Origin of the sequence: Lysobacter enzymogenes (genome assembly GCF_017168095.1) — a bacterium.
Lineage (GTDB): Bacteria > Pseudomonadota > Gammaproteobacteria > Xanthomonadales > Xanthomonadaceae > Lysobacter > Lysobacter enzymogenes_D.
The window spans coordinates 1-21,655 of sequence record NZ_LXSD01000243.1 but is presented as its reverse complement, the minus strand read 5'-3'; the positions used below and the strand labels follow the sequence as shown (position 1 = coordinate 21,655).

At 70.2% G+C, this 21,655-nt stretch carries 17 protein-coding genes and 3 pseudogenes; 10 read left to right on the top strand and 10 right to left on the bottom strand.

What is annotated here, in order from left to right; genetic code table 11:
- Positions 1-1,453: glucan biosynthesis protein (locus tag A7A76_RS06630; protein ID WP_206410445.1), on the top strand; the 1,453-nt coding region annotated here is incomplete at its 5' end.
- Positions 1,450-3,387 (top strand): glucans biosynthesis glucosyltransferase MdoH, encoded by a 1,938-nt coding sequence (mdoH, locus tag A7A76_RS06625; protein WP_206410444.1) that lies wholly within the window; start codon positions 1,450-1,452, stop codon positions 3,385-3,387. The genes A7A76_RS06630 and mdoH, both read left to right, overlap by 4 nt.
- Positions 3,388-3,464: 77 nt before the next feature.
- Here the strand turns inward: mdoH and A7A76_RS06620 are convergent, their stop codons facing one another.
- Together A7A76_RS06620 and A7A76_RS06615 are read right to left on the bottom strand one after the other, a co-directional pair.
- Complete coding sequence (locus A7A76_RS06620; protein ID WP_206410443.1) at positions 3,465-3,818, bottom strand: YkgJ family cysteine cluster protein; 354 nt, start codon at positions 3,816-3,818, stop codon at positions 3,465-3,467.
- A 63-nt stretch (positions 3,819-3,881) separates the two neighbouring features.
- Positions 3,882-4,091 (bottom strand): annotated as a pseudogene (locus tag A7A76_RS06615) (alkylphosphonate utilization protein); the annotation flags it as partial.
- Between the two features lie 276 nt (positions 4,092-4,367).
- Here A7A76_RS06615 and A7A76_RS06610 point away from each other — a divergent pair.
- Complete coding sequence (locus A7A76_RS06610; RefSeq protein WP_206410442.1) at positions 4,368-4,625, top strand: helix-turn-helix domain-containing protein; 258 nt, start codon at positions 4,368-4,370, stop codon at positions 4,623-4,625.
- Between the two features lie 19 nt (positions 4,626-4,644).
- On the opposite strand, the gene A7A76_RS06605 is transcribed toward A7A76_RS06610, so the two are convergent.
- Positions 4,645-5,313: a DUF1275 family protein gene (locus A7A76_RS06605; RefSeq protein ID WP_206410441.1), complete on the bottom strand. Its 669-nt coding sequence runs from the start codon at positions 5,311-5,313 to the stop codon at positions 4,645-4,647.
- Between the two features lie 374 nt (positions 5,314-5,687).
- Here A7A76_RS06605 and A7A76_RS06600 point away from each other — a divergent pair, with 374 nt between their 5' ends.
- Entirely contained in the window at positions 5,688-7,394 is a 1,707-nt protein-coding gene (locus tag A7A76_RS06600; protein WP_206410440.1) for an AMP-binding protein, read from the top strand.
- A gap of 18 nt (positions 7,395-7,412) precedes the next feature.
- Here the strand turns inward: A7A76_RS06600 and ppx are convergent, their stop codons facing one another.
- From ppx to A7A76_RS06575, 5 genes are all read right to left on the bottom strand, one after another.
- Positions 7,413-8,942 (bottom strand): exopolyphosphatase, encoded by a 1,530-nt coding sequence (ppx, locus tag A7A76_RS06595; RefSeq protein WP_206410439.1) that lies wholly within the window; start codon positions 8,940-8,942, stop codon positions 7,413-7,415.
- A gap of 15 nt (positions 8,943-8,957) precedes the next feature.
- Positions 8,958-11,042 (bottom strand): polyphosphate kinase 1, encoded by a 2,085-nt coding sequence (ppk1, locus tag A7A76_RS06590; RefSeq protein WP_206410438.1) that lies wholly within the window; start codon positions 11,040-11,042, stop codon positions 8,958-8,960.
- Positions 11,043-11,078: 36 nt separating this feature from the next.
- Positions 11,079-12,440: a phosphate regulon sensor histidine kinase PhoR gene (gene phoR, locus A7A76_RS06585; protein ID WP_206410437.1), complete on the bottom strand. Its 1,362-nt coding sequence runs from the start codon at positions 12,438-12,440 to the stop codon at positions 11,079-11,081.
- 9 nt (positions 12,441-12,449) lie between these two features.
- Complete coding sequence (gene phoB, locus A7A76_RS06580; protein WP_057946945.1) at positions 12,450-13,157, bottom strand: phosphate regulon transcriptional regulator PhoB; 708 nt, start codon at positions 13,155-13,157, stop codon at positions 12,450-12,452.
- 510 nt (positions 13,158-13,667) lie between these two features.
- Positions 13,668-15,305 (bottom strand): M48 family metalloprotease, encoded by a 1,638-nt coding sequence (locus A7A76_RS06575; RefSeq protein ID WP_206410436.1) that lies wholly within the window; start codon positions 15,303-15,305, stop codon positions 13,668-13,670.
- A 303-nt stretch (positions 15,306-15,608) separates the two neighbouring features.
- Here A7A76_RS06575 and grxC point away from each other — a divergent pair, with 303 nt between their 5' ends.
- The 5 genes from grxC to A7A76_RS06550 all read left to right on the top strand — a co-directional run bounded on the left by grxC (position 15,609) and on the right by A7A76_RS06550 (position 19,932).
- On the top strand, positions 15,609-15,896 hold the full coding sequence (gene grxC / locus A7A76_RS06570) for a glutaredoxin 3 (RefSeq protein ID WP_206410435.1): 288 nt from the start codon (positions 15,609-15,611) through the stop codon (positions 15,894-15,896).
- Positions 15,893-16,294 (top strand): carboxymuconolactone decarboxylase family protein, encoded by a 402-nt coding sequence (locus tag A7A76_RS06565; RefSeq protein WP_206410434.1) that lies wholly within the window; start codon positions 15,893-15,895, stop codon positions 16,292-16,294. The genes grxC and A7A76_RS06565 overlap by 4 nt, the downstream gene beginning before the upstream one ends.
- Positions 16,295-16,636: 342 nt before the next feature.
- Positions 16,637-17,650 carry an isocitrate dehydrogenase gene (locus A7A76_RS06560; RefSeq protein ID WP_206410433.1) on the top strand — a complete coding sequence of 338 codons (1,014 nt, stop codon included), beginning with the start codon at positions 16,637-16,639 and terminating at the stop codon, positions 17,648-17,650.
- A 272-nt stretch (positions 17,651-17,922) separates the two neighbouring features.
- Positions 17,923-18,159, top strand: a complete 237-nt coding sequence (locus A7A76_RS06555; protein ID WP_206410432.1) for a hypothetical protein — start codon at positions 17,923-17,925, stop codon at positions 18,157-18,159.
- A gap of 420 nt (positions 18,160-18,579) precedes the next feature.
- Positions 18,580-19,932 (top strand): Na+/H+ antiporter NhaC family protein, encoded by a 1,353-nt coding sequence (locus A7A76_RS06550; RefSeq protein ID WP_206410431.1) that lies wholly within the window; start codon positions 18,580-18,582, stop codon positions 19,930-19,932.
- Here the strand turns inward: A7A76_RS06550 and A7A76_RS26345 are convergent.
- Positions 19,898-20,026, bottom strand: a pseudogene (locus A7A76_RS26345) (DUF6053 domain-containing protein); the annotation flags it as partial. The gene A7A76_RS06550 and the pseudogene A7A76_RS26345 sit on opposite strands and share 35 nt — an antisense overlap.
- On the opposite strand from A7A76_RS26345, the pseudogene A7A76_RS26340 reads away from it, so the two are divergent.
- Positions 19,968-20,288, top strand: a pseudogene (locus A7A76_RS26340) (DUF6053 domain-containing protein); the annotation flags it as partial. The pseudogenes A7A76_RS26345 and A7A76_RS26340 overlap by 59 nt on opposite strands.
- Here the strand turns inward: A7A76_RS26340 and A7A76_RS26335 are convergent.
- Positions 20,177-21,655: transglycosylase SLT domain-containing protein (locus A7A76_RS26335; protein WP_428995097.1), on the bottom strand; the 1,479-nt coding region annotated here is incomplete at its 5' end. The pseudogene A7A76_RS26340 and the gene A7A76_RS26335 overlap by 112 nt on opposite strands.

Below are 21,655 nucleotides of genomic sequence, written 5' to 3'. Positions count from 1 at the left end.
GGCCGGAGCCGCGCAGGCCTTCGACGCCGGCACCGTGCCGGCGCTGGCGCGCGCGCTGGCGGCCAGGCCTTATCGCGCGCCGGCGACCGAGCTGCCGGCGGGGCTGGGCGAGGTCGATTACGACCGCTGGCGCGACATCCGCTTCGACCCCGCGCAGGCGGTGTGGAAGCGCGACGGGCTGCCGTTCCAGTTGCAGTTGTTCCACCGCGCGTTCCTGTTCAAGCAGCGGGTCGAGCTGAATCTGGTCGATGCCGGCAAGGCCGTGCCGCTGCGCTATCGCAGCGAATTGTTTGATTTCGGCCAGGCGCCGCGCCCGCCCGCGGGCGCCGACCTGGGCTTCGCCGGTTTCCGCGTGCACGCGCCGATCAACCGCGCGGAGTATTTCGACGAGGTCTGCGCGTTCCTCGGCGCCAGCTATTTCCGCGCGGTGGCGCGCGACCTGCTGTATGGCCTGTCCGCGCGCGGTCTGGCGCTGAACACCGGCGCCGGCGGCAACGAGGAATTCCCGGCGTTCGTGGCGTTCTGGATCGAGCGGCCGGCGAAGAACGCGCGCTCCATCGTCGTGCACGCGCTGCTCGACAGCCCCAGCACCGCCGGCGCGATGCGTTTCGTCGTGACCCCCGGCGTGGACACCACCTTCGACACCACGCTGCGCCTGTACCCGCGCGTGGCGCTGGAGCGCGCCGGCATCGCGCCGCTGACCAGCATGTACCACTTCGACGACACCGACCGCCGCGGCGTCGACGACTTCCGCCCGGCCGTGCACGATTCCGACGGCCTGGCGCTGTTCAACGGCGCCGGCGAGCAGATCTGGCGGCCGCTGCACAACCCCATGAACCTGCAGGAAAGCGCGTTCCAGGACCGCCGCCCGCGCGCGTTCGGGCTGATGCAGCGCAAGCGCGCGTTCGCCGATTACGCCGACAGCGAAGCCCATTACGAACGCCGCCCCAGCCTGTGGGTGGAGCCGCTGGGCGACTGGGGCGAGGGCGCGGTGCACCTGATCGAAATCCCGACCGGCGACGAGTACCACGACAACATCGTCGCGTTCTGGCGTCCGCGCGCGCCGCTGGCCGCCGGGCGCGAGCATCGCTTCGACTACCGCCTGCACTGGTGCGCCACGCATGCGTGGAAGCCGCAGCTGGCCACGGTCTCGCGCACCCGCATCGGCGCCGCCAATGCCGGCGCCGCCAGTGCCGGCGCGCGCCTGATCGTGCTGGATTTCGACGGCGGCCGGTTGCCGCAACTGGCGGCGGATGCGCAACTGCGCGCCGTGGTCTGGGCCGCGGCCGGGCAGGTCGCCAACGCCACCGCGCGCCGCATCGACGGCGGCAAGACCTGGCGGCTTTCGTTCGAACTCAATCCCGGGGACGCGCGCGCCATCGAGCTGCGCGCGGTCATGGAGGACGCCTCCGGCCCCGTTTCCGAAACCTGGCTTTATCGTTGGACCGCATGAACGCAACTGCCGCACCGCCGCTCCGCCCCGCCGCCTCCGCGCCTTACGAAGCGCTGCCGCCCGAATCGCCGATGGCGATGCCGGTGCAGACGCTCAAGGCCGGCGCGCTCTCGCCCAAGCCGCTGCCGACCGCGCCGCGCGGGATGGCCCTGCGCCGCCTGTACGTGATCGGCGGCGCCGCGCTGCTGACCCTGGTCGCGGCCTACCACATCCTGCGCGTGCTCTACGTCGGCGGGCTGAGCGTGCTGGAAGGCGCGTTGCTGGGTTTGTTCCTGTTCCTGTTCGCCTGGATCGCGCTGGCCTTCACCAGCTCGCTGGCCGGCTTCGTGCTGATCCTGTCGCGCCGGCGCTGGCGCCTGGGGCTCAGGCAGGGCGGCGAACTGCCGGCGCTGGGCGAGCGCACCGCGCTGCTGGCGCCGACCTACAACGAGGATCCCGAACGGCTGATGGCCGGCCTGCAGGCGATCTACGAATCGGTCGAGGCCACCGGCCAGCTGGACAAGTTCGACTTCTTCATCCTCAGCGACACCACCAAGGAACCGATCCGCCAGGCCGAGATCCGCGCGTTCGACGCGTTGCGCGAACGCACCGGCGGGCATGCGCGGATCTTCTACCGCCGGCGCAAGAACAACGCCGAGCGCAAGGCCGGCAACATCGCCGAGTGGGTGCGCCGCTTCGGCGCGGCCTATCCGCAGATGCTGATCCTCGACGCCGACAGCCTGATGACCGGCGAGGTGATCGTGAAGCTGTCCGGCGCGATGCAGCGGCACCCGGACGTGGCGCTGATCCAGACCCTGCCGATGATCGTCAACGGCCAGACCCTGTTCGCGCGCATGCAGCAGTTCGCCGGCCGCGTGTACGGCCCGGTGATCGCCTATGGCATCGCCTGGTGGCACGGCGCGGAGAGCAACTACTGGGGCCACAACGCGATCATCCGCACCCGCGCCTTCGCCGAGCACGCCGGCCTGCCCGAGCTGCGCGGGCGCAAGCCCTTCGGCGGCACCGTGCTCAGCCACGACTTCGTCGAGGCCGCGCTGATGCGCCGCGGCGGCTGGGCGCTGCACATGATCCCGGGCCTGGTCGGCAGCTACGAGGAAGGCCCGCCGTCGCTGACCGACATGCTGGTGCGCGACCGCCGCTGGTGCCAGGGCAACCTGCAGCACACCGCGGTGCTGCCGGCCAAGGGCCTGCACTGGATCAGCCGCATGCACCTGATGATCGGCATCGGCCATTACTTCACCGCGCCGATGTGGGCGATGCTGATGCTGATCGGCCTGATCATCCCGCTCGACAAGCTCGATTATTTCAGCTGGCAGAGCATCCGCCTGCCGGGCTTCTCGCCGAGCGCCTACTGGCGCGACCAGGATCCCGACCGGGTGCTGTGGGTGTTCATCGCCACCATGGCGGTGCTGCTGGCGCCGAAGTTCATGGCCTATCTGGCGCTGCTGACCGACCGCGAGACCCGGCGCGGCTGCGGCGGCGCGATCCGCGCGTTCTTCAGCATGATCTTCGAAACCCTGCTGGCCGCGCTGATGGCGCCGGTGACCATGTACCTGCAGTCGCGCGGCGTGGCCGAGGTGTTGGCCGGCAAGGACTCGGGCTGGGAATCGCAGCGCCGCGACGACGGCAGCCTGCCGCTGTCGGGGCTGATCCGCAGCTACGGCGGGCTGACCCTGTTCGGCGTGCTGATCGGCGGCATGGCCTATGCGATCTCGCCGCCGCTGGCGGCGTGGATGTCGCCGGTGATCCTGGGCCTGATCGTCTCGATCCCGGTGGTGGCCTTCACCTCCGCGCGCGGGCCGGGGCAGTTTCTGCGCAAGCTCGGCATCTTCCGCATTCCCGAAGAGATCAGCCCGCCGCCGGTGCTGGTGCGGGCGACGCAGTTGCGCGCGGAGGCGGCCAAGCGCAGCGCGGCCGCCGAAGCGGCGGGCTGAGGTTCGCCGCCGACGCCGAAGGTCGGTCGCGCGGGCGGCGAGGCGTGCGCCGCCGCGATCGCGCGATGCGCGCGGCGCTAGACCAGCACCTGCCGCGTCCGCCGCAGATAGGCGTGGACCGCGTTCTCGCTGGCTTCGTCGATCATCCGTTCCGGCCCGCAGCCGTTGGGGCAGCGCAACCGCGGCGTCGTGCCGAACAGCCGGCAGATCAGCGGCCGCTGCTCATACGCCTGGCAGCCCTGCGGCCCCAGGTGCGGACAGTTCCACGCCGCCAGCGCGGCGTCGCGCTCGCGCTCGGGCTTGAACGGCAGCCGCGCCATTTCCTCGGACGAGGCGGTCACCGGCCCGCAGCAATCGTGGCAGCCCTCGCGGCAGGCGAACGTGGGAATGCGCCGGCGCAGCGCGTCGAGTTCGCGGCCTTCGTCGTGCATCGCGGATCTCCCTGGGCGGCGCTGCGGCGGATGCGGCGCGGCATGGTTCGCCGCGCCCGCCGATCATGCCTTCTTCAGGAACTCGGTGCGCAGCACCAGGCCCTTGACCTTCTCGACGTTGCACTCGATCAGCTCTTCGTCGTCGGTCAGGCGGATGTTCTTGCACAAGGTGCCGCGCTTGAGCGTCACCGAGGTGCCCTTGACCTTGAGGTCCTTGATCACCAGGACCGAATCGCCGTCGGCGAGCGGGGTGCCGTTGCTGTCTTTCACGATCATGTCGAACTCCAGGAAAACCGAACCGGCGCGGGCGGACGGGCCTCGCGGCGAACCGGCGCGTCGCCGGTGTGTGCGCTTGACGCGGATGCGTAAAGCATGTCAATAGATGTTTCAGGCATCATTATACCGATGAGTACCCCCAGCGGGCCGCGGCCGGATGCCGAACCTTGCGCAATTGGCGATGATGCGCAGCCCCGCATACCGGCCGCTTACCACGATGACTTCCCGCCTCCCAGCACGCATTGCGTTTTCTCCATCCGCGGAGCCGCGCCGTTGATCACGGCCAGCCAGCTGCGCGCGGCGCGCGCCTTGGTCGGCATGGACCAGAAGACCCTGGCCGAGAAGGCCGGCGTGTCGCTGCCGACGATCCAGCGCATGGAGGCCAGCCAGGGCAATGTGCGCGGCGTGGTCGACACCCTGACCAAGATCGTCAACGCCCTCGACGCGGCGGGCGTGGAGCTGATCGGCGAGAACATGCCCAGCTATGGCACCGGCCGCGGCGTGCGCCTGAAGACGCCGCCGGGCGAGTGATCGGCCCGCCGGCCGCCGCTCATTCGCGCCACGGACGCAAGTGGCGATAGATCGCATAGCCGCCGCCGGCGACGCCGGTCAGCGCGGCGGGCAGGTACAACAGGCGCGCGCCCCACTGCCGGTACAGCAGCGCGCCGAGCAGCGCCCCGGCCAGGAAACCGCCGATCACCAGCGCGCTGAGCAGGATCCGCCGGCGCGGTACGTCGCGGCCGCGGATCGCGTGCCCCAGGCCGATCCCGAGATCGGTGAACATGCCGGTCAGGTGGGTGGTGCGCAGGACCGAGCCGCTGAAGGTCGTCGCCATCGCGTTCTGCAGGCCCATCGCCATCGCCGCCGACAGGCCGCCGAGCATCGGCTGGCGCTGCAACAGCGGCACGCTGGCGAACAGCAGCGCGGATTCCAGCGCAAGCACCACGCCGTAGCGCCGTCCCAGGCGCAGCGAGCTGCCCTGCACGATCAGTCCGCTCAACGCCGCGCCGGCGACGTAGGCGGCAACGATCGCCGCCAACTGCACGGCCGCCAGCGGCCGCCCCTGCGCGACGGCGGCGCCGAGCGAGGTGGCGGTGCCGGTGAGGTGGGTCAGGGCCTGATGCTCGAAGCCGAGCACGCCGGCGACATTGACCATGCCGGCCACGCAGGCGAGCACGCCGCCTCCTACCCAAACCCACTTCGGTAGTTGCACGCCCACCGTTCCTCCGCTCGTTCGCGCGTGCGCCCGCTGCGGCGCCACGACATCGCGGTCAGTCCCGCTTGGGCGGTTTCATGGATGCTTTTAACATATCAATAGATGTTTTATACATCAATAAGAAGGGATTACGCTTAATCTTGGCCGGGGCGGGCTTGCTCCGTTGCCGCTGGTTCTGCGCCGTGCCAGCGGGCGTCCGGGGTGAGCAGGGCAGCGCTCGCGACAGCGGCGCGGCCCTCGCCGCGATCCGCGCCGCAAGCTCGCGAAGCCTCGCAGTGCGGATGCGCGTGGCGCGTTCGCCGTCGCGGTCACGGATTCGCGCCTGCGCACCGGCTCCGATGCGGTGGCGATGCGAGGCCAGCGGCTATGCTCGGCGCATGAGCGCACACCGCACCGCCCCCGATCCCGCCCTCAGCCACGTCGTCGGCACCGATGCGCCGGCGCTGCTCGACGAAACCATCGGCGCGATGCTCGCGCGCATCGCCGCGCAGTGGCCCGAGCGCGAGGCGCTGGTGGTGCCGCCGCAAGACGTGCGCATGAACTGGCGCGAGTTCGACAAGGCGGTGAGCCGGCTGGCCGCCGGCCTGCTCGCGCTCGGACTGGCGCCCGGCGACCGCATCGGCGTGTGGTCGCTCAACCGCGCCGAGTGGGTGCTGCTGCAGTTCGCCAGCGCGCGCGCCGGGCTGATCCTGGTCAACATCAATCCGGCCTACCGCACGCACGAGCTCGAATACGCCTTGAACCTGGTCGGCTGCCGCGCGCTGGCGATCGTGCCGTCGTTCAAGACCTCGCACTACCTGGACATGCTGCGCGAACTGGCGCCCGAACTCGGCCGCGATCCGCCCGGCCTGCTGCGCGCGCGGCGCCTGCCGGACCTGCGCCATGTGCTGGTCATGGGCGGCGACCAGCCGCCGCCGGGCGCGCACGCCTTCGACGCGGTCGCCGCGTGCGAAGACCCGGTCGCGCACGCGCTGCTGCGCGAGGTCAGTGCGCGCCTGTCGCCGGACGACGCGATCAACATCCAGTTCACCTCCGGCACCACCGGCGCGCCCAAGGGCGCGACCCTGACCCACCGCAACATCGTCAACAACGGCTTCTTCGTCGGCGAGGCGATGCGCTTGAGCGAGCGCGACCGGCTGTGCATCCCGGTGCCGTTCTACCACTGCTTCGGCATGGTCCTGGGCAACCTGGCCTGCGTCACCCACGGCGCGTGCATGGTGATTCCCGGCGAAGGCTTCGACCCGCTGGCGACCCTGCGCACCGTCGCCGCCGAGCGCTGCACCGGCCTGCACGGCGTGCCGACCATGTTCATCGCGCAATTGCAGCACCCGCAGTTCGGCGAGTTCGACCTGTCGAGCCTGCGCACCGGCATCATGGCCGGCGCCAACTGCCCGATCGAGGTGATGAAGCAGGTGGCCGCGCGCATGCACATGCAGCAGGTGACCATCGCCTACGGCATGACCGAGACCAGCCCGGTCAGCTTCCAGACCGTGCCCGACGACCCGCTGCAGCGGCGCGTGGATTCGGTCGGCCGGGTGCATCCGCACGTGGAGGTGCGCATCGTCGACGAGCGCGGCGCGACCGTGCCGCGCGGCGAGGTCGGCGAGCTGCTGACCCGCGGCTATTCGGTGATGCAGGGCTATTGGGGCGATCGCGCGCGCAGCATGGAGGCGGTCGACGCCGACGGCTGGATGCACACCGGCGACCAGGCCACCATCGACGCCGACGGCTATTGCCGCATCGTCGGGCGCCTGAAGGACATGCTGATCCGCGGCGGCGAGAACGTGTACCCGCGCGAGATCGAGGAATTCCTCTACGCCCATCCGGCCATCGCCGACGTGCAGGTGTTCGGCGTGCCCGACGAGAAGTTCGGCGAGGAAGTCTGCGCCTGGATCCGCCTCGCCGACGGCGCCGCGCTCGACGCCGAGGCGGTGCGCGCGTTCTGCCAGGGCCGCATCGCCCACTACAAGATTCCGCGCTATATCGAATTCGTCGAAGCGCTGCCGATGACGATCAGCGGCAAGCCGCAGAAGTATTTGATGCGCGAGACGATGGTCGAACGCCTGGCGGCGCGCGCAGGCTGAGCGCGCGCCGCCGCGCGCTCAGTTCGCCAGCAGCTTCAGCGAAATCCCCAGCCCCGCCATGTCCTGCGGCTCGCCTTCCAGGTCGGCGCGCACCAGCGGGCGCGAATCTAGCCAGCGCCGCGACACGGTCAGGGTGAGGGTGTTGCCGTCGGCGTGGGCGTCGAGCTGCGGGATCGGGTCGGACTCGTGCGCGCGGTGCAGCAGCACCGCCAGCCGCAGCAGCGCCGAACTGCGCCGCACCGCGGCGAGCAGGCGGTCGGGCAGGGCGTCGAAGGCGTTCTTGGGAATGCTGCGGCGGTGCGTGCGCACCAGCGCGGCGAGGAATTGCTGCTGCTGGCGCGAGAAGCCGGAGATGTCGGAGTTCTCGATCACGTAGGAGCTGTGCACGTGGTACTGGCTGTGCGCGATCACCAGGCCCAGCTCGTGCAGGCGCGCGGCGCGCAGCAGCATCAGGCGGTCGTCGGCGTCGAGGTTCCAGGCCTTGGCGACCTGGTCGAACAGGCGCAGCAAGGTCGCCTCGACCCGCGCGGATTGCTGTTCGTCGATGCCGTAGCGCTTGACCAGCGCGGCCACGGCCGCATCGCGCGGGTCGTCGGCGCCGCCGCGGCCGAGCATGTCGTAGAGCACGCCTTCGCGCATCGCCGCCTTGCTGATGGCCATGCGCTGCAGGCCGAGCACGTTGAAGGCGGCTTCCAGGATCAGAATGCCGCCGGCGATCACCGGGCGGCGGTCGGAGGACAGGCCGGGCAGGTCGATGGCGTCGATGCGGTCGGCCTGCAGCAGCCGGTCGCGCAGCGCCGGCAGGGCCTCGGCGGTGACCGCGCCCTTGGTCAGCTTCATCGCTGCGCAGATCTCGCCGATGGCCTTGTTGGTGCCCGACGAGCCCAACGCCTCGTGCCAGCCCAGCGAGCGGTAGGTGCCGGCGAACTGCTGGAACTCGGCCGAGACCTCGGTCAGCGCGTCGCGCCATTTCTTCTTCGACAGCTTGCCGTTGTCGAAGAACCGGCGGGTGGTGGCGATGCAGCCGACCTGCAGGCTTTCGCGCTCGATCGCCTCGAAGCCGGAACCGACGATGCATTCGGTCGAGCCGCCGCCGATGTCGATCACCAGCCGGCGCTCGCCGGGCTTGGACGGCTGCGCGTGGGCGACGCCGAGGTAGATCAGGCGCGCCTCTTCGCGGCCGGACACCACTTCGATGGCGTGGCCCAGGGCCGATTCGGCCGGCATCAGGAAGGCTTGCGGCGCGGCCAGGCGGCGTACGGTGTTGGTGGCGATCGCGCGCACCCGCTGCGGCGGCACGTCGCGGATGCGCTGGCCGAAGCGCGACAGGCACTCCAGCGCGCGCTGGCGCACTTCCGGGGCGAGCCCGCCCTTGCGGTCCAGGCCCTCGGCCATGCGCACGGTCTCGCGCAGCCGGTCGACGGTGCGCAGCTGGCCCAGCACGTAGCGCGCCACCACCATGTGGAAGCTGTTGGAACCCATGTCGACCGCGGCGAGCAGGTCGCCGTCTTCGAGCGGCAGGCGGCTGGTCGGGAAAAGATTATTCATGCGGCCGATTTTCGGTCATCCGCACAACTTAGCCAACAAAGTCGCCTGCGCCGAGTGCGGCATCGCGCCCTCGGCCGGCAGGACGCGCTCGTAGGCGCCGTCGGGCTGCAGCGCCCAGGCGTTGAGGTTGTCGGCCAGGTAGTTGGCCAGCGCTTCCTCGTAGACGCGGCCGCGCAGCTCCGAATCCAGGATCGGGAAACCGGTCTCGACCCGGCGCAGCAGGTTGCGTTCCAGCCAGTCGGCGCTGGAGCAGAACAGGTCCGGCGCGCCGTCGTTGGCGAACCAGTAGACGCGGTGGTGCTCGAGGAAACGCCCGACGATCGAGCGCACGCGGATGTTGTCGGATATGCCTTCCACGCCCGGCCGCAGGGTGCAGGCGCCGCGCACGATCAGGTCGATCTGCACGCCGGCCTGCGAGGCCTGGTACAGCGCGCGGATCACCTGCGGCTCGTTCAAGGCGTTCATCTTGGCGACGATGCGCGCCGGCTTGCCGGCCTTGGCATGCTTGGTTTCGCGGTCGATGCGCTTGAGCACGCCGGCGTGCAGGGTGAACGGCGATTGCAGCAGGCACTTGAGCTTGAGCGAGGGCGCCAGGCCGGAGAGCTGCTGGAAGATCAGGTGCACGTCGTTGCCGATGTCCGGATCGGCGGTGATCAGGCCGAAGTCGGTGTAGGCGCGCGCGGTGCCGCTGTGGTAGTTGCCGGTGCCCAGGTGCACGTAGCGCTTGAGCTTGCGGCCTTCGCGGCGGACGATCAGCAGCATCTTGGCGTGGGTCTTGTAGCCGACCACGCCGTACACGACCTGCACGCCGGCTTCCTGCAGCCGGTCGGCGAGGCCGAGGTTGGCCTCCTCGTCGAAGCGCGCGCGCAGCTCGACCACCACGGTCACGTCCTTGCCGTTGCGCGCCGCCTGCACCAGTTGCTCGACGATCGGCGAATCCTTGCCGGCGCGGTACAGGGTCTGCTTGATCGCCAGCACGTTCGGGTCTTCGGCGGCCTGGCGCAGCAATTCCAGCACCGGCGCGAACGAATCGAAGGGATGGTGCAGCAGCATGTCGCCTTCGGCGACGGTGTCGAAGAGGGTCTCGATGCCGGGCGCCACGCGCTGCTGGTACGGCGGGAACTTCAGTTCCGGGCGCTGGACCAGGTCGTAGACCTGGATCACGCGGTTGAGGTTGACCGGGCCGTTGATGCGGTAGACCGCGTTCTCGGGCAGGTCGAAGTTCTCCAGCAAGGTGCGCACGATCGGCTTGGGGCACTGCTCGGCGATCTCCAGCCGCACCGCGCGCAGGTAGCCCCGGCCGATCAGCTCATCGCGCAGGGCGAGCGCGATGTTGTCGACCTCCTCCTCGTCCACCAGCAGCTCGGAGTTGCGGGTGACGCGGAACTGGTAGGCGCCCTTGACCTCCATGCCCGGGAACAGCTCGTCGACGAAGGCCGACAGCACCGAGGACAGGAACACGAAGTCGTGCTTGCCGCCGGAGACGTTCTCGGGCATCTGGATGATGCGCGGCAGCGAACGCGGCGCGCGCACGATGGCGAGGTTGCCGGCGCGGCCGAACGCGTCCTTGCCCTTGAGCACGACCACGATGTTGAGCGACTTGTTGAGGATCTTCGGGAACGGGTGCGCCGGGTCCAGGCCCAGCGGCGACAGCACCGGCATGATCTCGTCGCGGAAATACGCGCGCAGCCAGCGGGTCTGGCGCGCGTTCCAGGAATTGCGGCCGAGCACGCGCACGCCGTTTTCCTGCAGCGCCGGGCGCAGCACCTCGTTCCAGCATTCGTACTGCGCCTTGACCAGTTCGGCGGCGCGGTCGTGGATGCGCGCGAGCACGGTCTGCGGCGCCAGCCCGTCCGGGCCCGGGGCCAGGCCCAGGTCCTGGGCGTGGCGCAGGGTGCCGGCGCGGATCTCGAAGAATTCGTCGAGGTTGGTGCAGGAGATGCACAGGTACTTCAGCCGCTCCAGCAGCGGCACCTGCGGGTCCTGGGCCTGGGCCAGGACGCGGAAGTTGAAGTCCAGTTGCGACAGTTCGCGGTTGAAGTACAGCGAGGGGTCGCGCAGCGGGTCGGTGTCGAGCGAGGGTTCGGTCATCGCGTTCATGGCGCTGCGTTGCGTCCTAGGTTCGGATTCGCCCGGTCAGGGCAGTGCGTCCGGGAGAAGAGTATCCGAGTGCGCCTCGCCGTACAGGTCGCGGCGGCGCATGCGTTCGGGAATGAAGTGGCAGGCGAAGGTGCTGCCGCGGCCGACTTCGCTGGCGATCTCCAGCCGCGCCTGGTGCAGGTGCAGCACGTGCTTGACGATCGACAGGCCAAGGCCGGTGCCGCCGCTCTCGCGCGAACGGCTGGTGGAGACGCGGTAGAAGCGCTCGGTGATGCGCGGCAGGTGCGCGGCCGGGATGCCGTAGCCGCTGTCGATCACCTCCAGCACGCAGCCGCGGGCGATGCCGGCGCTCTCGGGGCGGAAGCGGATGCGGATGGTGCCGCCGGCCGGGGTGTAGCGGATCGCGTTGCTGACCAGATTGGAGAACGCGCTGTGCAGCTCCTTGTTGGAACCGAACAGATCGACGCCGGCGAGGTCGTCCATGGCGATTTCGTGGCGGCCCTGGCTCAGCGCATTGGCCTCGCGCTTGAGCGTGGCCAGCATCGAGGACATCGACACGGTTTCCTCGGCCGGCAGGCTGTCCTGCGATTCCAGGCGCGACAGCGTCAGCAGGTCTTCGACCAGCTGGGTCATGCGCTGCGACTGGCGCTGCATCTCGGCCAGCATCGGCGCCCAGTCCGGGTGCTCTTCCGGATCGAGCATGTCCAGGTAGCCGTGGACCACGGTCAGCGGCGTGCGCAGTTCGTGCGAGACGTTGGCGACGAAGTCGCGGCGCATCTGTTCGAGCTGGAGCATGCGGCTGACGTCGCGCGCGACCAACAGCCACAGGTTTTCCGAATACGGGATCAGGCGCAGGCTCAGGGTCACCGCCGGATTCCACGGCGAGGCCGCTTCCAGCGGCTCGGCGTTGCGGCCGGAGGCCAGCCAGTGCGAGATCTGCAGCGGCTGCAGCCGGTCGACCACCGGCGCGCCGATGTCGCGCGGGTAGCGCAGGCCGAACAGGCCGGTGGCGGCCTCGTTGAACCACTGCACGCGCTGGCTGTTGCGTTCCACCACCACGATCGCGTCGGGCATCGCCGCGGCGGCGGCGCGGTAGGCGCGCAGCATTTCGATCAGCCGGCGCTTGCGCCCGCGCATCTCGGCCTGGCTGCGGTGCAGCAGCCGGTCGAGTTCGTTCCAGATGCCTTCGCCCAGCGGCGGGGTCAGGCGCTGGCGCGCGGTCAGCCGGATCAGCACCCGGCGCAGCCGCCAGTAATGCCAGGCGACCACGCCGATCGCGGCGGCGGTGACGATCGGCCAGGGATAGCCGACCAGGATGCCGAGTACGGCCGCGCCGACCAGGATCAGCGCGAGCTGACCGAGGGTGCGGAACCAGGCGGAGCGCGCGCGCGGCGGCATACCCCCGGCTTACGCGGCGAGCGAGGCGGAGAAGCGGTAGCCCGCTCCGCGCACGGTCTGGACCATGCCGTCGAGCCGGTGCGGCTCCAGCGTCTTGCGCAGCCGGCGGATGTGCACGTCGACGGTGCGCTCCTCCACGTACACGCTGCCGCCCCAGACATGGTCGAGCAGCTGGGTGCGCGAATAGACGCGTTCGGGGTGGGTCATGAAGAAATGCAGCAGGCGGTATTCGGTCGGGCCGATCTGGACCGGCTGGTCGCCGCCGTCGACCTGGGCGAACACCCGGTGGGCGGCGCCGTCGATGCGCAGCGGGCCGACGCCGACGCTGCCGTCCTCGTCGTCCTCGCGCGAGCGGCGCAGCACGGCGCGGATGCGCGCCAGCAGTTCGCGCGCCGAGAACGGCTTGACCACGTAGTCGTCGACCCCGGCTTCCAGGCCGCCGACGCGGTCGTTCTCTTCGCCGCGCGCGGTCAGCATGATGATCGGGATCTCGCGGGTCAGCGATTCCTTGCGCCAGCGCCTGGCCAGTTCCAGGCCGCTGGTGCCCGGGAGCATCCAGTCCAGCAGGATCAGGTCCGGCACGCGGTCGGCGATGGCGGCCTGGGCTTCGCGGGCGTCGCCGGCGTGGACGGGGTCGTATTCGCCCTTGCGCAGGGCGAAGGACACCATGTCGCGGATGGCGGGTTCGTCTTCGACTATCAGGATGCGCTTCTGCACACGGTCACCGAGGGGAGGCGGGGTAGGGGTTCGTCCCTGAAACCGCGCCAGTACACTACCGTTTTATGACGAGCCCATGACATGGGACGGGCGGCATTGTCGCCCCGGCGATGTCGGCCGGATGTGCACGGTCGGGCGCGATGGCCCAGGCGGGACGGGAACTTGCGCCCGGCAGCCGCGTTTTGGGCGGCGTTGGCCGCGCGATGGGCGACGCTGGCGCGGGCCGGACTTTGGCGGTCAGGTTACATCGCGATGGCAGCCGCGCGGCGGCGCGGCGACGCTCGCGCGTCGCCGGGAGGGTCTGTTTCGCGCTGGTTGCAGCGCCGCCGCCGGACGGTTCGCGGCCACGGCGTATGGAGCATCGTGCGCGCGCGGCGAGGCTGCCTTGGTTCAGACGCAGCGCGACGACGAATCCACCCGGGACGGCGAAACTTTTTTCCCGAACGGAAACCCGGCGCGGTTCGGGGCGGCGCCCGCCGCCGTCAAAGCGGCCCGCAGGCGCCGCGCGGCCTACTGCCGCCGCAGATCCTCGTCGCGCACGCCCTGGCGCTTGAGTTCCAGCACGGTCGGGGTGATCGCGGCGATGCGCGCCTCGATCCGGGCGCGGGCGTAGTAATCCAGGTCCGGCTTGCGCTTGAGGGTGTTGAGCTGGACCAGGGCCTGCTCCGGGCGGCCGCGCAGGTAGGCGGCTTCGGCGTAGGCCTCGCCGGCGCGGATCGAGTCGCCGGCGATCTCGCAGGCGCGGGCGAAGGTCTGCTGCAGCAGCGGGTCGTCGGCGTAGGCGCCCAGCAGCGGCCGCAGCACCGCCTGCGCGCGCTGGCCGGCGGCGGCGGTGGCGCGGTCGTTGAGCACCTTGGCGTAGCTCAGGGCCACCGCGCGGTTGTTCGGGCTCTGCCGCAGCAGCGCGTCGAAGCGGGCCTCGGCGGCGGCGTGCTTGCCGGCCTGGGCCTCGGCCTCGCCCATCGCCAGGCTCAGCCACAGCTGGCCGGGATGCTTGCGCAGCAGCCCCTCCAGGGCTTCGGTGGCGGCCGCGGTCTGGTTGCCGCGCAACTGCGCCAGGGCCAGGCCGTAGCGCTTGGCGTCGGTGTCCAGGCCGAGCTTTTCGTATTCGCGCAGGGCGTCGCGCGGCGAATTGGCGCTGAGCACGCGGGTGCGCTCGCGCGCGTAGTCGAACACGCCGGTGCCGCCGGAGCTGAGCCCGGCGTCGCTGAGCTTGATGCCGTTGGGCAGCAGCGGGTTGTCGGTGCCGGCCGCGTTCGGCGGCAGGGTGATCGGCGCCTTGGCGATGCGCTCGACCAAGGTCGCGTTGGGCGTGGCGGTGATCGCGGTGATGCTGTTCTTGGCCGCGATCTGCTCGGCGCGTTCCTTGGCCTCGCTGATGCGGGTGGTGGTGACCGGGTGGGTCATCAGGTAATCGGGCGTCTCGCCGTACCAGTTGGCCTGGTTGCTGCGCGTGGCCAATTGCATGCGCTGGAAGAAGCCGGCCATCGCCCCGGTGTCGTAATTGCTGCGGTACAGCGTCTGGATGCCGATGCGGTCGGCTTCCGACTCGTTGGAACGGGTGTAGTTGATCTGGCGCTGCTGCATCAGGCCCAGGCCGGAGGTGATCGCGGCCATGGTCGCATCGTCGCTGGAATTGCCGCCGGCGCCCTGCGCGGCGACGATCGCGCCGAGCATCGCCAGCAGGATCGGCAACTGGTCGCGCTGGGCGCGCTCGACCCCGCGCAGCACGTGCTGCTGGGTGACGTGGGCGATTTCGTGCGACAGCACCGCGGCGACTTCGTCCTCCTTCTCCGCGGTCAGCACCAGGCCGGAATTGACCCCGATGTAGCCGCCGAGCGTGGCGAAGGCGTTGATCTGGCGCTCGCGCAGCATGAAGAAGGTGAAGGGCTGGCGCGGCTTGTCGCTGTTGGCGGCCAGGCGCGTGCCCAGGGTGTCGAGCCAGCTGTCGATCAGCGGGTCTTCGAGCAGGTAATCGTAGTGACGCAGCTGCGCCAGCATCATCGAGCCGTACTCGCGCTGCTTGGCCGGGGTCAGCAGCTCCGCGGCCGAGGAGCCGATGTCGGGCAGCTTGGTCTCCTGCGCGCTGGCGCAGACGCTGCCCAGGGCGAGAGTGACGGCGGCGGTGAGCAGGGCGATGCGGCGCAAGCGGGATTCCTCGGTGACGGACGCGGAAGCGGGGACGGTGCAGGGCGAACGGGCGGAGCGCGTACATGGGGTTGCCGCGGCGGCAGGCTGCGGCGGCCGCTGCGAGGGCAGGATGCCGCCGGGGCGGGACGAGGGCGTGAACCCGCCGTTAACTGCGCCCCGGGCGCACCCTGCCGTGGCGCCGCGACCCGACGCAAGCGTATTGCGCTGCGGCCGGCTGCGTTCCACCGGCACGCTTTAAACTGCCTGGGCCCGCGTCCATATTCGACACCCAGCCCATCGGTAAGTTTCCGGAGAACCGTTTTGAGCGATACCGCCTCCCCGACCTCGACCCCGCCGATCGTGATCTATACCACCGCGATCTGCCCGTATTGCGTCGCCGCCAAGAATTTCCTCAAGAGCAAGGGCCAAAGCTGGAGCGAGGTGCGCATCGACCTGGATCCGGCCGAACGCGAGAAGATGGTCGCGCGCACCAAGCGCACCAGCGTGCCGCAGATCTTCATCGGCGAGACCCACGTCGGCGGCTACGACGACATGATGGCGCTGCACCGCGCCGGCGGCCTGGAACCGCTGCTCGGCGGTGGCGCATGAGCGGCGCCGACGAGCAGGCGCAAAAGGACCGCGTCGCCGAGTTCACCGCGTTCCGCAAGCGCATGAACGAGCGCATCCTGGCCGAGCCGAACCAGGTCGTGCGGCGCTTCTTCGCCCTGGACACCCAGACCTACCAGGCCGGCGCGCTGGACGTGAAGACCAAGGAACTGCTGGGCCTGGTCGCGTCCCTGGTGCTGCGCTGCGACGACTGCATCAGCTACCACGTCGCCCAGTGCAAGGAAGCCGGGGTCAGCCGCGACGAGATGTTCGAGACCTTCTCGGTCGGCCTGGTGGTCGGCGGCTCGATCGTGATCCCGCACCTGCGCCGCGCGGTCGATTTCCTCGACCAGCTCGAAGCCGGCGAATCCGCCGCCCCCGCCGCCCACGACCACGGCTGATCCCCTGTAGGAGCGGCGCGAGCCGCGACCGCGCCAACGCGCCTACTACGCAAACTCCCGCAGACCGGCGCCGCGCCGGTCTCGCGGTTTGGAAAGACGCGGGGCCCGCGGGTTGCGCCGTGGCTGCGATGGCGCGGTCGCGGCTTGCGCCGCTCCTACAGGAGGCGGCTGCGGCTTTAACCCAATCGGGCGGGATTCGCCGATTCAGGCCCCCCGACCTTGGTCCAGTACGCCCGCGAATGCAGGCCGGGGCCGCTTCCGGCATAATTGTGCGGTTAACACCGTTCGATTCGTGCGCAGCGCCGCAACGGGCGCCCGCCCCACTGCTGGAAGAATTCCCTCATGACGCAAACGATTACGGTCATCCGTGGCGACGGCATCGGCCCGGAGATCATGGACGCCACCCTGCACGTGCTCGACGCGATGAACGTCGGCCTGAGCTACGAGTTCGCCGACGCCGGCCTCGTCGCCCTGGAGAAGCACGGCGAGCTGCTGCCGCAGGCCACGCTGGATTCGATCCGCAAGCACCGCATCGCGCTCAAGAGCCCGCTGACCACGCCGGTCGGCGAGGGCTTCAGCTCGATCAACGTCGAGCTGCGCAAGCGCTTCGACCTGTACGCCAATGTGCGTCCGGCCAAGTCGTTCCCGAACACCAAGTCGCGTTTCCCCTCGGGCGTGGACCTGATCACGGTGCGCGAGAACACCGAAGGCGCGTACATCGGCGAAGGCCAGACGCTGTCGGAAGACGGCGAGACCGCGATGCTGACCCAGAAGATCACCCGCCGCGGCTCCGAGCGCATCGTCCGCTACGCCTTCGACCTGGCCCGCAAGACCGGTCGCAAGAAGGTCACCGTAGTGCACAAGGCCAACATCCTGAAGTCGACCTCGGGCCTGTTCCTGAAGACCGCGCGCGAAGTGGCGCAGCAGTATCCCGACATCCAGTGCAACGAGATGATCGTGGACAACACCTGCATGCAGCTGGTGATGCGTCCGGAGCAGTTCGACATCATCGTCACCACCAACCTGTTCGGCGACATCATCTCCGACCTGTGCGCCGGCCTCGTCGGCGGCCTGGGCCTGGCCCCGGGCGCGAACATCGGCACCGACGCGGCCATCTTCGAAGCCGTGCACGGCTCGGCCCCGGACATCGCCGGCAAGGGCATCGCCAACCCCTGCGCGCTGCTGCTGGGCGCGGCGCAGATGCTCGACCACCTCGGCCAGCCCGAGAAGGCGACCAAGCTGCGCGAAGCGATCATCGCCACCCTGGAAGCCAAGGATTCGCTGACCCCGGACCTGGGCGGCGACGGCAACACGATGTCGTTCGCCAAGGCCATCGCCAGCCGCGCCACCGCCTAAGCGGCAGCGGCCAGCGAGATCCGGACGGGGCGCCGCGCGCGAGTGCGGCGCCCCGTTCGTTTGGCAGGTTCGTTCGGTGCGTTCGTTTGGCGCGTTCGTTTTGGGTCGCGCCGCACGCTCGCGTGGCGCGCGCGGCGCTAGGCTCCTGCGGCGAGATTCCGGCAGGTCGCCGCCGCCTGCCCGAAGCGGGCCGCACGCGCATCGAACGCCCGCCACCGTGGGGAGCGGCGGCGGCCCCGCATCCCGGCGGTCAGTCCGCATCGAGGAACGTCATGAAGATCAGGAAGATGAAGGGCAAGGCGCTGGCGCTGTTCGCGGTCGCGCTGATGGGCGCGGCCGGCACCGTGGCGGCGATTCCGCCGCGGGGTACCTGCACGGCGGCCAACCAGGGGGAATACCGCACCGAAACCAACTTCGACGGCAGCTCGCGCGTTTACCTGTGCGACGACAATTTTTGGCAGACCTACGCGATCTGCGACAAGTACCACCGCTGCACCATCGTGATCTGAGCGGCGCCGGCCCGGGGCTTTCGGGCCGCGGGAGGTCATCGACGGGGCGCCTTCGGGCGCCCCGTTGGTTTTTCGGGGCGCCCTCACCCCAACCCCTCTCCCGCGAGCGGGAGAGGGGCTTAGGCTGCCGGGGCGGGGGGCGCGCGAAGAAAGCGCCCCTAACGCAAGTCGCCCGCGGCTCTTTGCTTCCACCCGCTCCGTTCCCCATCCCGCTCGTCCTTCTCCCGCTTGCGCCGTTCCCCTTCCCGCCCACGCTGTTCCTTCTCCCGCTCGCGGGAGAAGGTGGCCCGAAGGGCCGGATGAGGGCCCCCACGCCCCAGTCAGCATTTATCCCGCCACAGCATTCCACCCCCGGCACTCGACAGGACTGTGTGCTGCACTGCAAAATCGCACGGTTTTATAATCCATCTGGATGAAGCGATGAATGACTCCCCGCGCCCGGGCGCGCCGATCGCCCCGAGCGCCCTGGCCCTGACCCCGCTGCTGCTGTTCCTGGCGCTGTTCTTCGGCGCCGGGCTGTACTTCACCGCGCACGGCGATGCGATGGGCTTCTACCAGCTGCATGCGCCGGTGGCGATCCTGCCGGCGCTGGCGCTGGCCGCGTTCATCGCCTGGCGGCGCGGGATCAAGCCGCTGGAGACCCTGCTGGAGGGCATGGGCGACCACAACGTGGTGCTGATGTGCCTGATCTTCCTGCTCGCCGGCGGCTTCGTCGAAGTGTCCAAGGCCATCGGCGCGGTCGACGCCATCGTCGCGCTCGGCGTCGGCAACGTGCATCCGGCGCTGCTGCTGCCGGCGCTGTTCGTGGTCGCCGGCTTCATCTCGCTGTCGCTGGGCACCTCGATGGGCACGATCGCCGCGGTCGCGCCGATCGCGCTGGGCGTGTCCGACGCCTCCGGCCTGGACCGCGCGCTGGTGCTCGGCGCGGTGATCGGCGGCGCCACCTTCGGCGACAACCTGTCGGTGATCTCCGACACCGCCATCGTCGCCAGCCGCACCCAGGGCTGTACGATGCGGGAGAAATTCCGCGAGAACCTCAAGCTGGCGCTGCCGGCGGCGCTGGCGACCCTGGTGCTGCTCGGCTTCCTCGGCGAAACCGCGCCGGTGCAGACGCCCGATCCGGTCTCGCCGTGGCTGATCCTGCCGTACCTGATCGTGCTCGGCCTGGCCATCGCCGGCGTCGACGTGATCATCGTGCTGAGCCTGGGCCTGGTGGTGGCCGGCCTGTTCGGGGTGTTCTTCGCCGAGGACTTCGGCTTCGCCGCCTACACCACCCATATTTGGGACGGCTTCGAGAGCATGGTCGAGATCACCCTGCTGTCGTTGCTGGTCGGCGGCCTGGGCGCGCTGATGAAGGCGGCCGGCGGGCTGGCGTGGCTGGCGCAGGTGATCGGCAAGTTCGCCCGCGGCCATCGCAGCCGCCGCGCCGGCGAGGTCAGCATCGCCGCGCTGTCGGCGACCACCGACGTGTTCACCGCCAACAACACGGTGGCGATCCTGATCAGCGGCGGGCTGGCGCGCGATGTGGCGCAGCAGCACGGCGTGCCGCCGGCGCGCGCGGCCAGCGTGCTCGACATCTTCGCCTGCGTGACCCAGGGCGTGCTGCCGTACGGCGCGCAGATCCTGCTGGCGGCGTCGCTGAGCAAGGTCTCGCCGCTGCAGTTGGTCGGCAATGTGCATTACAGCTGGCTGCTGGGCGCGGTGACGATCGGGGCGATGCTGTGGCCGTCGCGCAAGGTCAAGGCCGACGAGGCGGCGGCGACGGCGCAGTAACGCGCGCGGCTCCGGCTGTCGCTGTAGGAGGGACTTCAGTCCCGACGCTCTTCGGTCTGTTTGAGGCGATCGGGCCGAAGAGCGTCGGGACTGAAGTCCCTCCCACAACAGCAAGAGCTCTCGCAACAGCGAGAGCTTTCGCAACAGCGAGAACTTCCGCAGCAAGAGCTCACGCGACATCGAGAACTTCCGCGACAAAAAGCCCGGCGATGCCGGGCTTTTTCGTTGCGCGATGGCGCGGCGCCTACTTGCGCTTGCCCGCCGGCGGATCGATCAACAACGCCTGCCCGGGCTTGAGCACCGCATTGGCGGCCAGCCCGTTGAGCTTGAGCAGATCCGCTGCGCGCACGCCGTAGCGTTTTGCGATGTTCCAGGGATTCTCGCCGCGGCCGACGGTGTGCTTGCGCGGCGCGGCTGCGGCTTGGGCGCGCTGCGGCTTGGCCGGGCGCGACGGCGTCTCGGTCGGGTGGTCGGCGCCGGCCGAGCCTAACGTCATCGGCGCGGCGTCGCGCGATTCGGCGGCCGCGATGGCCTGCGCGTCGTCGCTGTTCGCCGCGCCGCGAGACTTGGCGTCGGCGACGGTTTTCGCCGGGTTGCCGGCCGCGTCGCCCGGCTTGGCGCTGGCGGCGGTCTTGGCTTCGCTTTTCGTCGCGTCGCCCGGTTTGGCGGCCGCGACGATCTTGATGTCGCCCTTCGCCGCATCGCCCGCTTTGGCGCCGGCCTTCGTGTCGTTCCTGCCCGCATCGCCCGGCTTTGCGTTGGCCGCCGTCCTGGCCGTCGCGTCGCTCGCCGGCAGGTCGCCGGAGGCGGTGACCACCTCGGCCGTGGTCGTCGCGGGCGCGCCGACCGCGGTCGCGGCCACCGCCAGCAGCGGCGCGCGGCGGCCGCCGGGGCGGCCGATGCGGCCGTCGCCGAACACCGGGTTGAGGCGCTGCAGCCAGGCGATGTCCTGGTCGGTGCGCGCGGCCCATTCGCCCAGGCTGTCGACGCCGTCGGGGACGGTCACCGCGCTCAGCCGCGGCACCGGGCGGTCGAGCGCGCTGAGCCATTCCTCGCGGTCGTCGGCCTGTTCCATCAGGCACGACAGCGCGTGCAGCTTGCGCACGTAGGCGGTGGTGATGTCGGACAGCCCGGTCAGTTGGTCGTGGCGGGCGTCGGCGATGTTGACGCCGGCGCGCTTGATCGCGTTGAACACGCGGTATTCGCCGGCGTTGTAGGCCATCACGGTCAGCCGCCAGTCGCCGCCGAACATGCCGTGCAGGGTCTTGAGGTAGCGCACCGCGGCCTGGGTGGATTCCACCGGCGACAGGCGCCCGTCGTAGCCCTCGCGCATCGGCACGCGGTGGTTGCGCGCGGTCATCGCGATCATCTGCCACAGCCCGGCCGGGCCGGCGGCGCTGCGCGCGCCCGGGCGGTAGCCGCTTTCGACGAACGGGATCAGCGCGTACTCGGTCGGCAGGTGGTTCTCGCGCAGGGCGTCGACCACGTAGCCGAACAGCGGCAGCAGGTCGTCGTCCTTGGCCGCCAGGCGTTTGGGCGCGCTGGCGAAATGCTGGCGCCAGCGGCTGCTGACGCCGGGCTCGCAGCTCGGGTCGGCGAGGCCGTCGCGGAAGCGCTGGTAGATCTCGCGGCCGTTGCGGGTCGCCGCTTCGCTGGCGGCGGCCGGGGCGGCCGGCGTCTCGGCGGCGCCGGCGACGGGCAGGGCGGCGAGCCAGCACAGGCC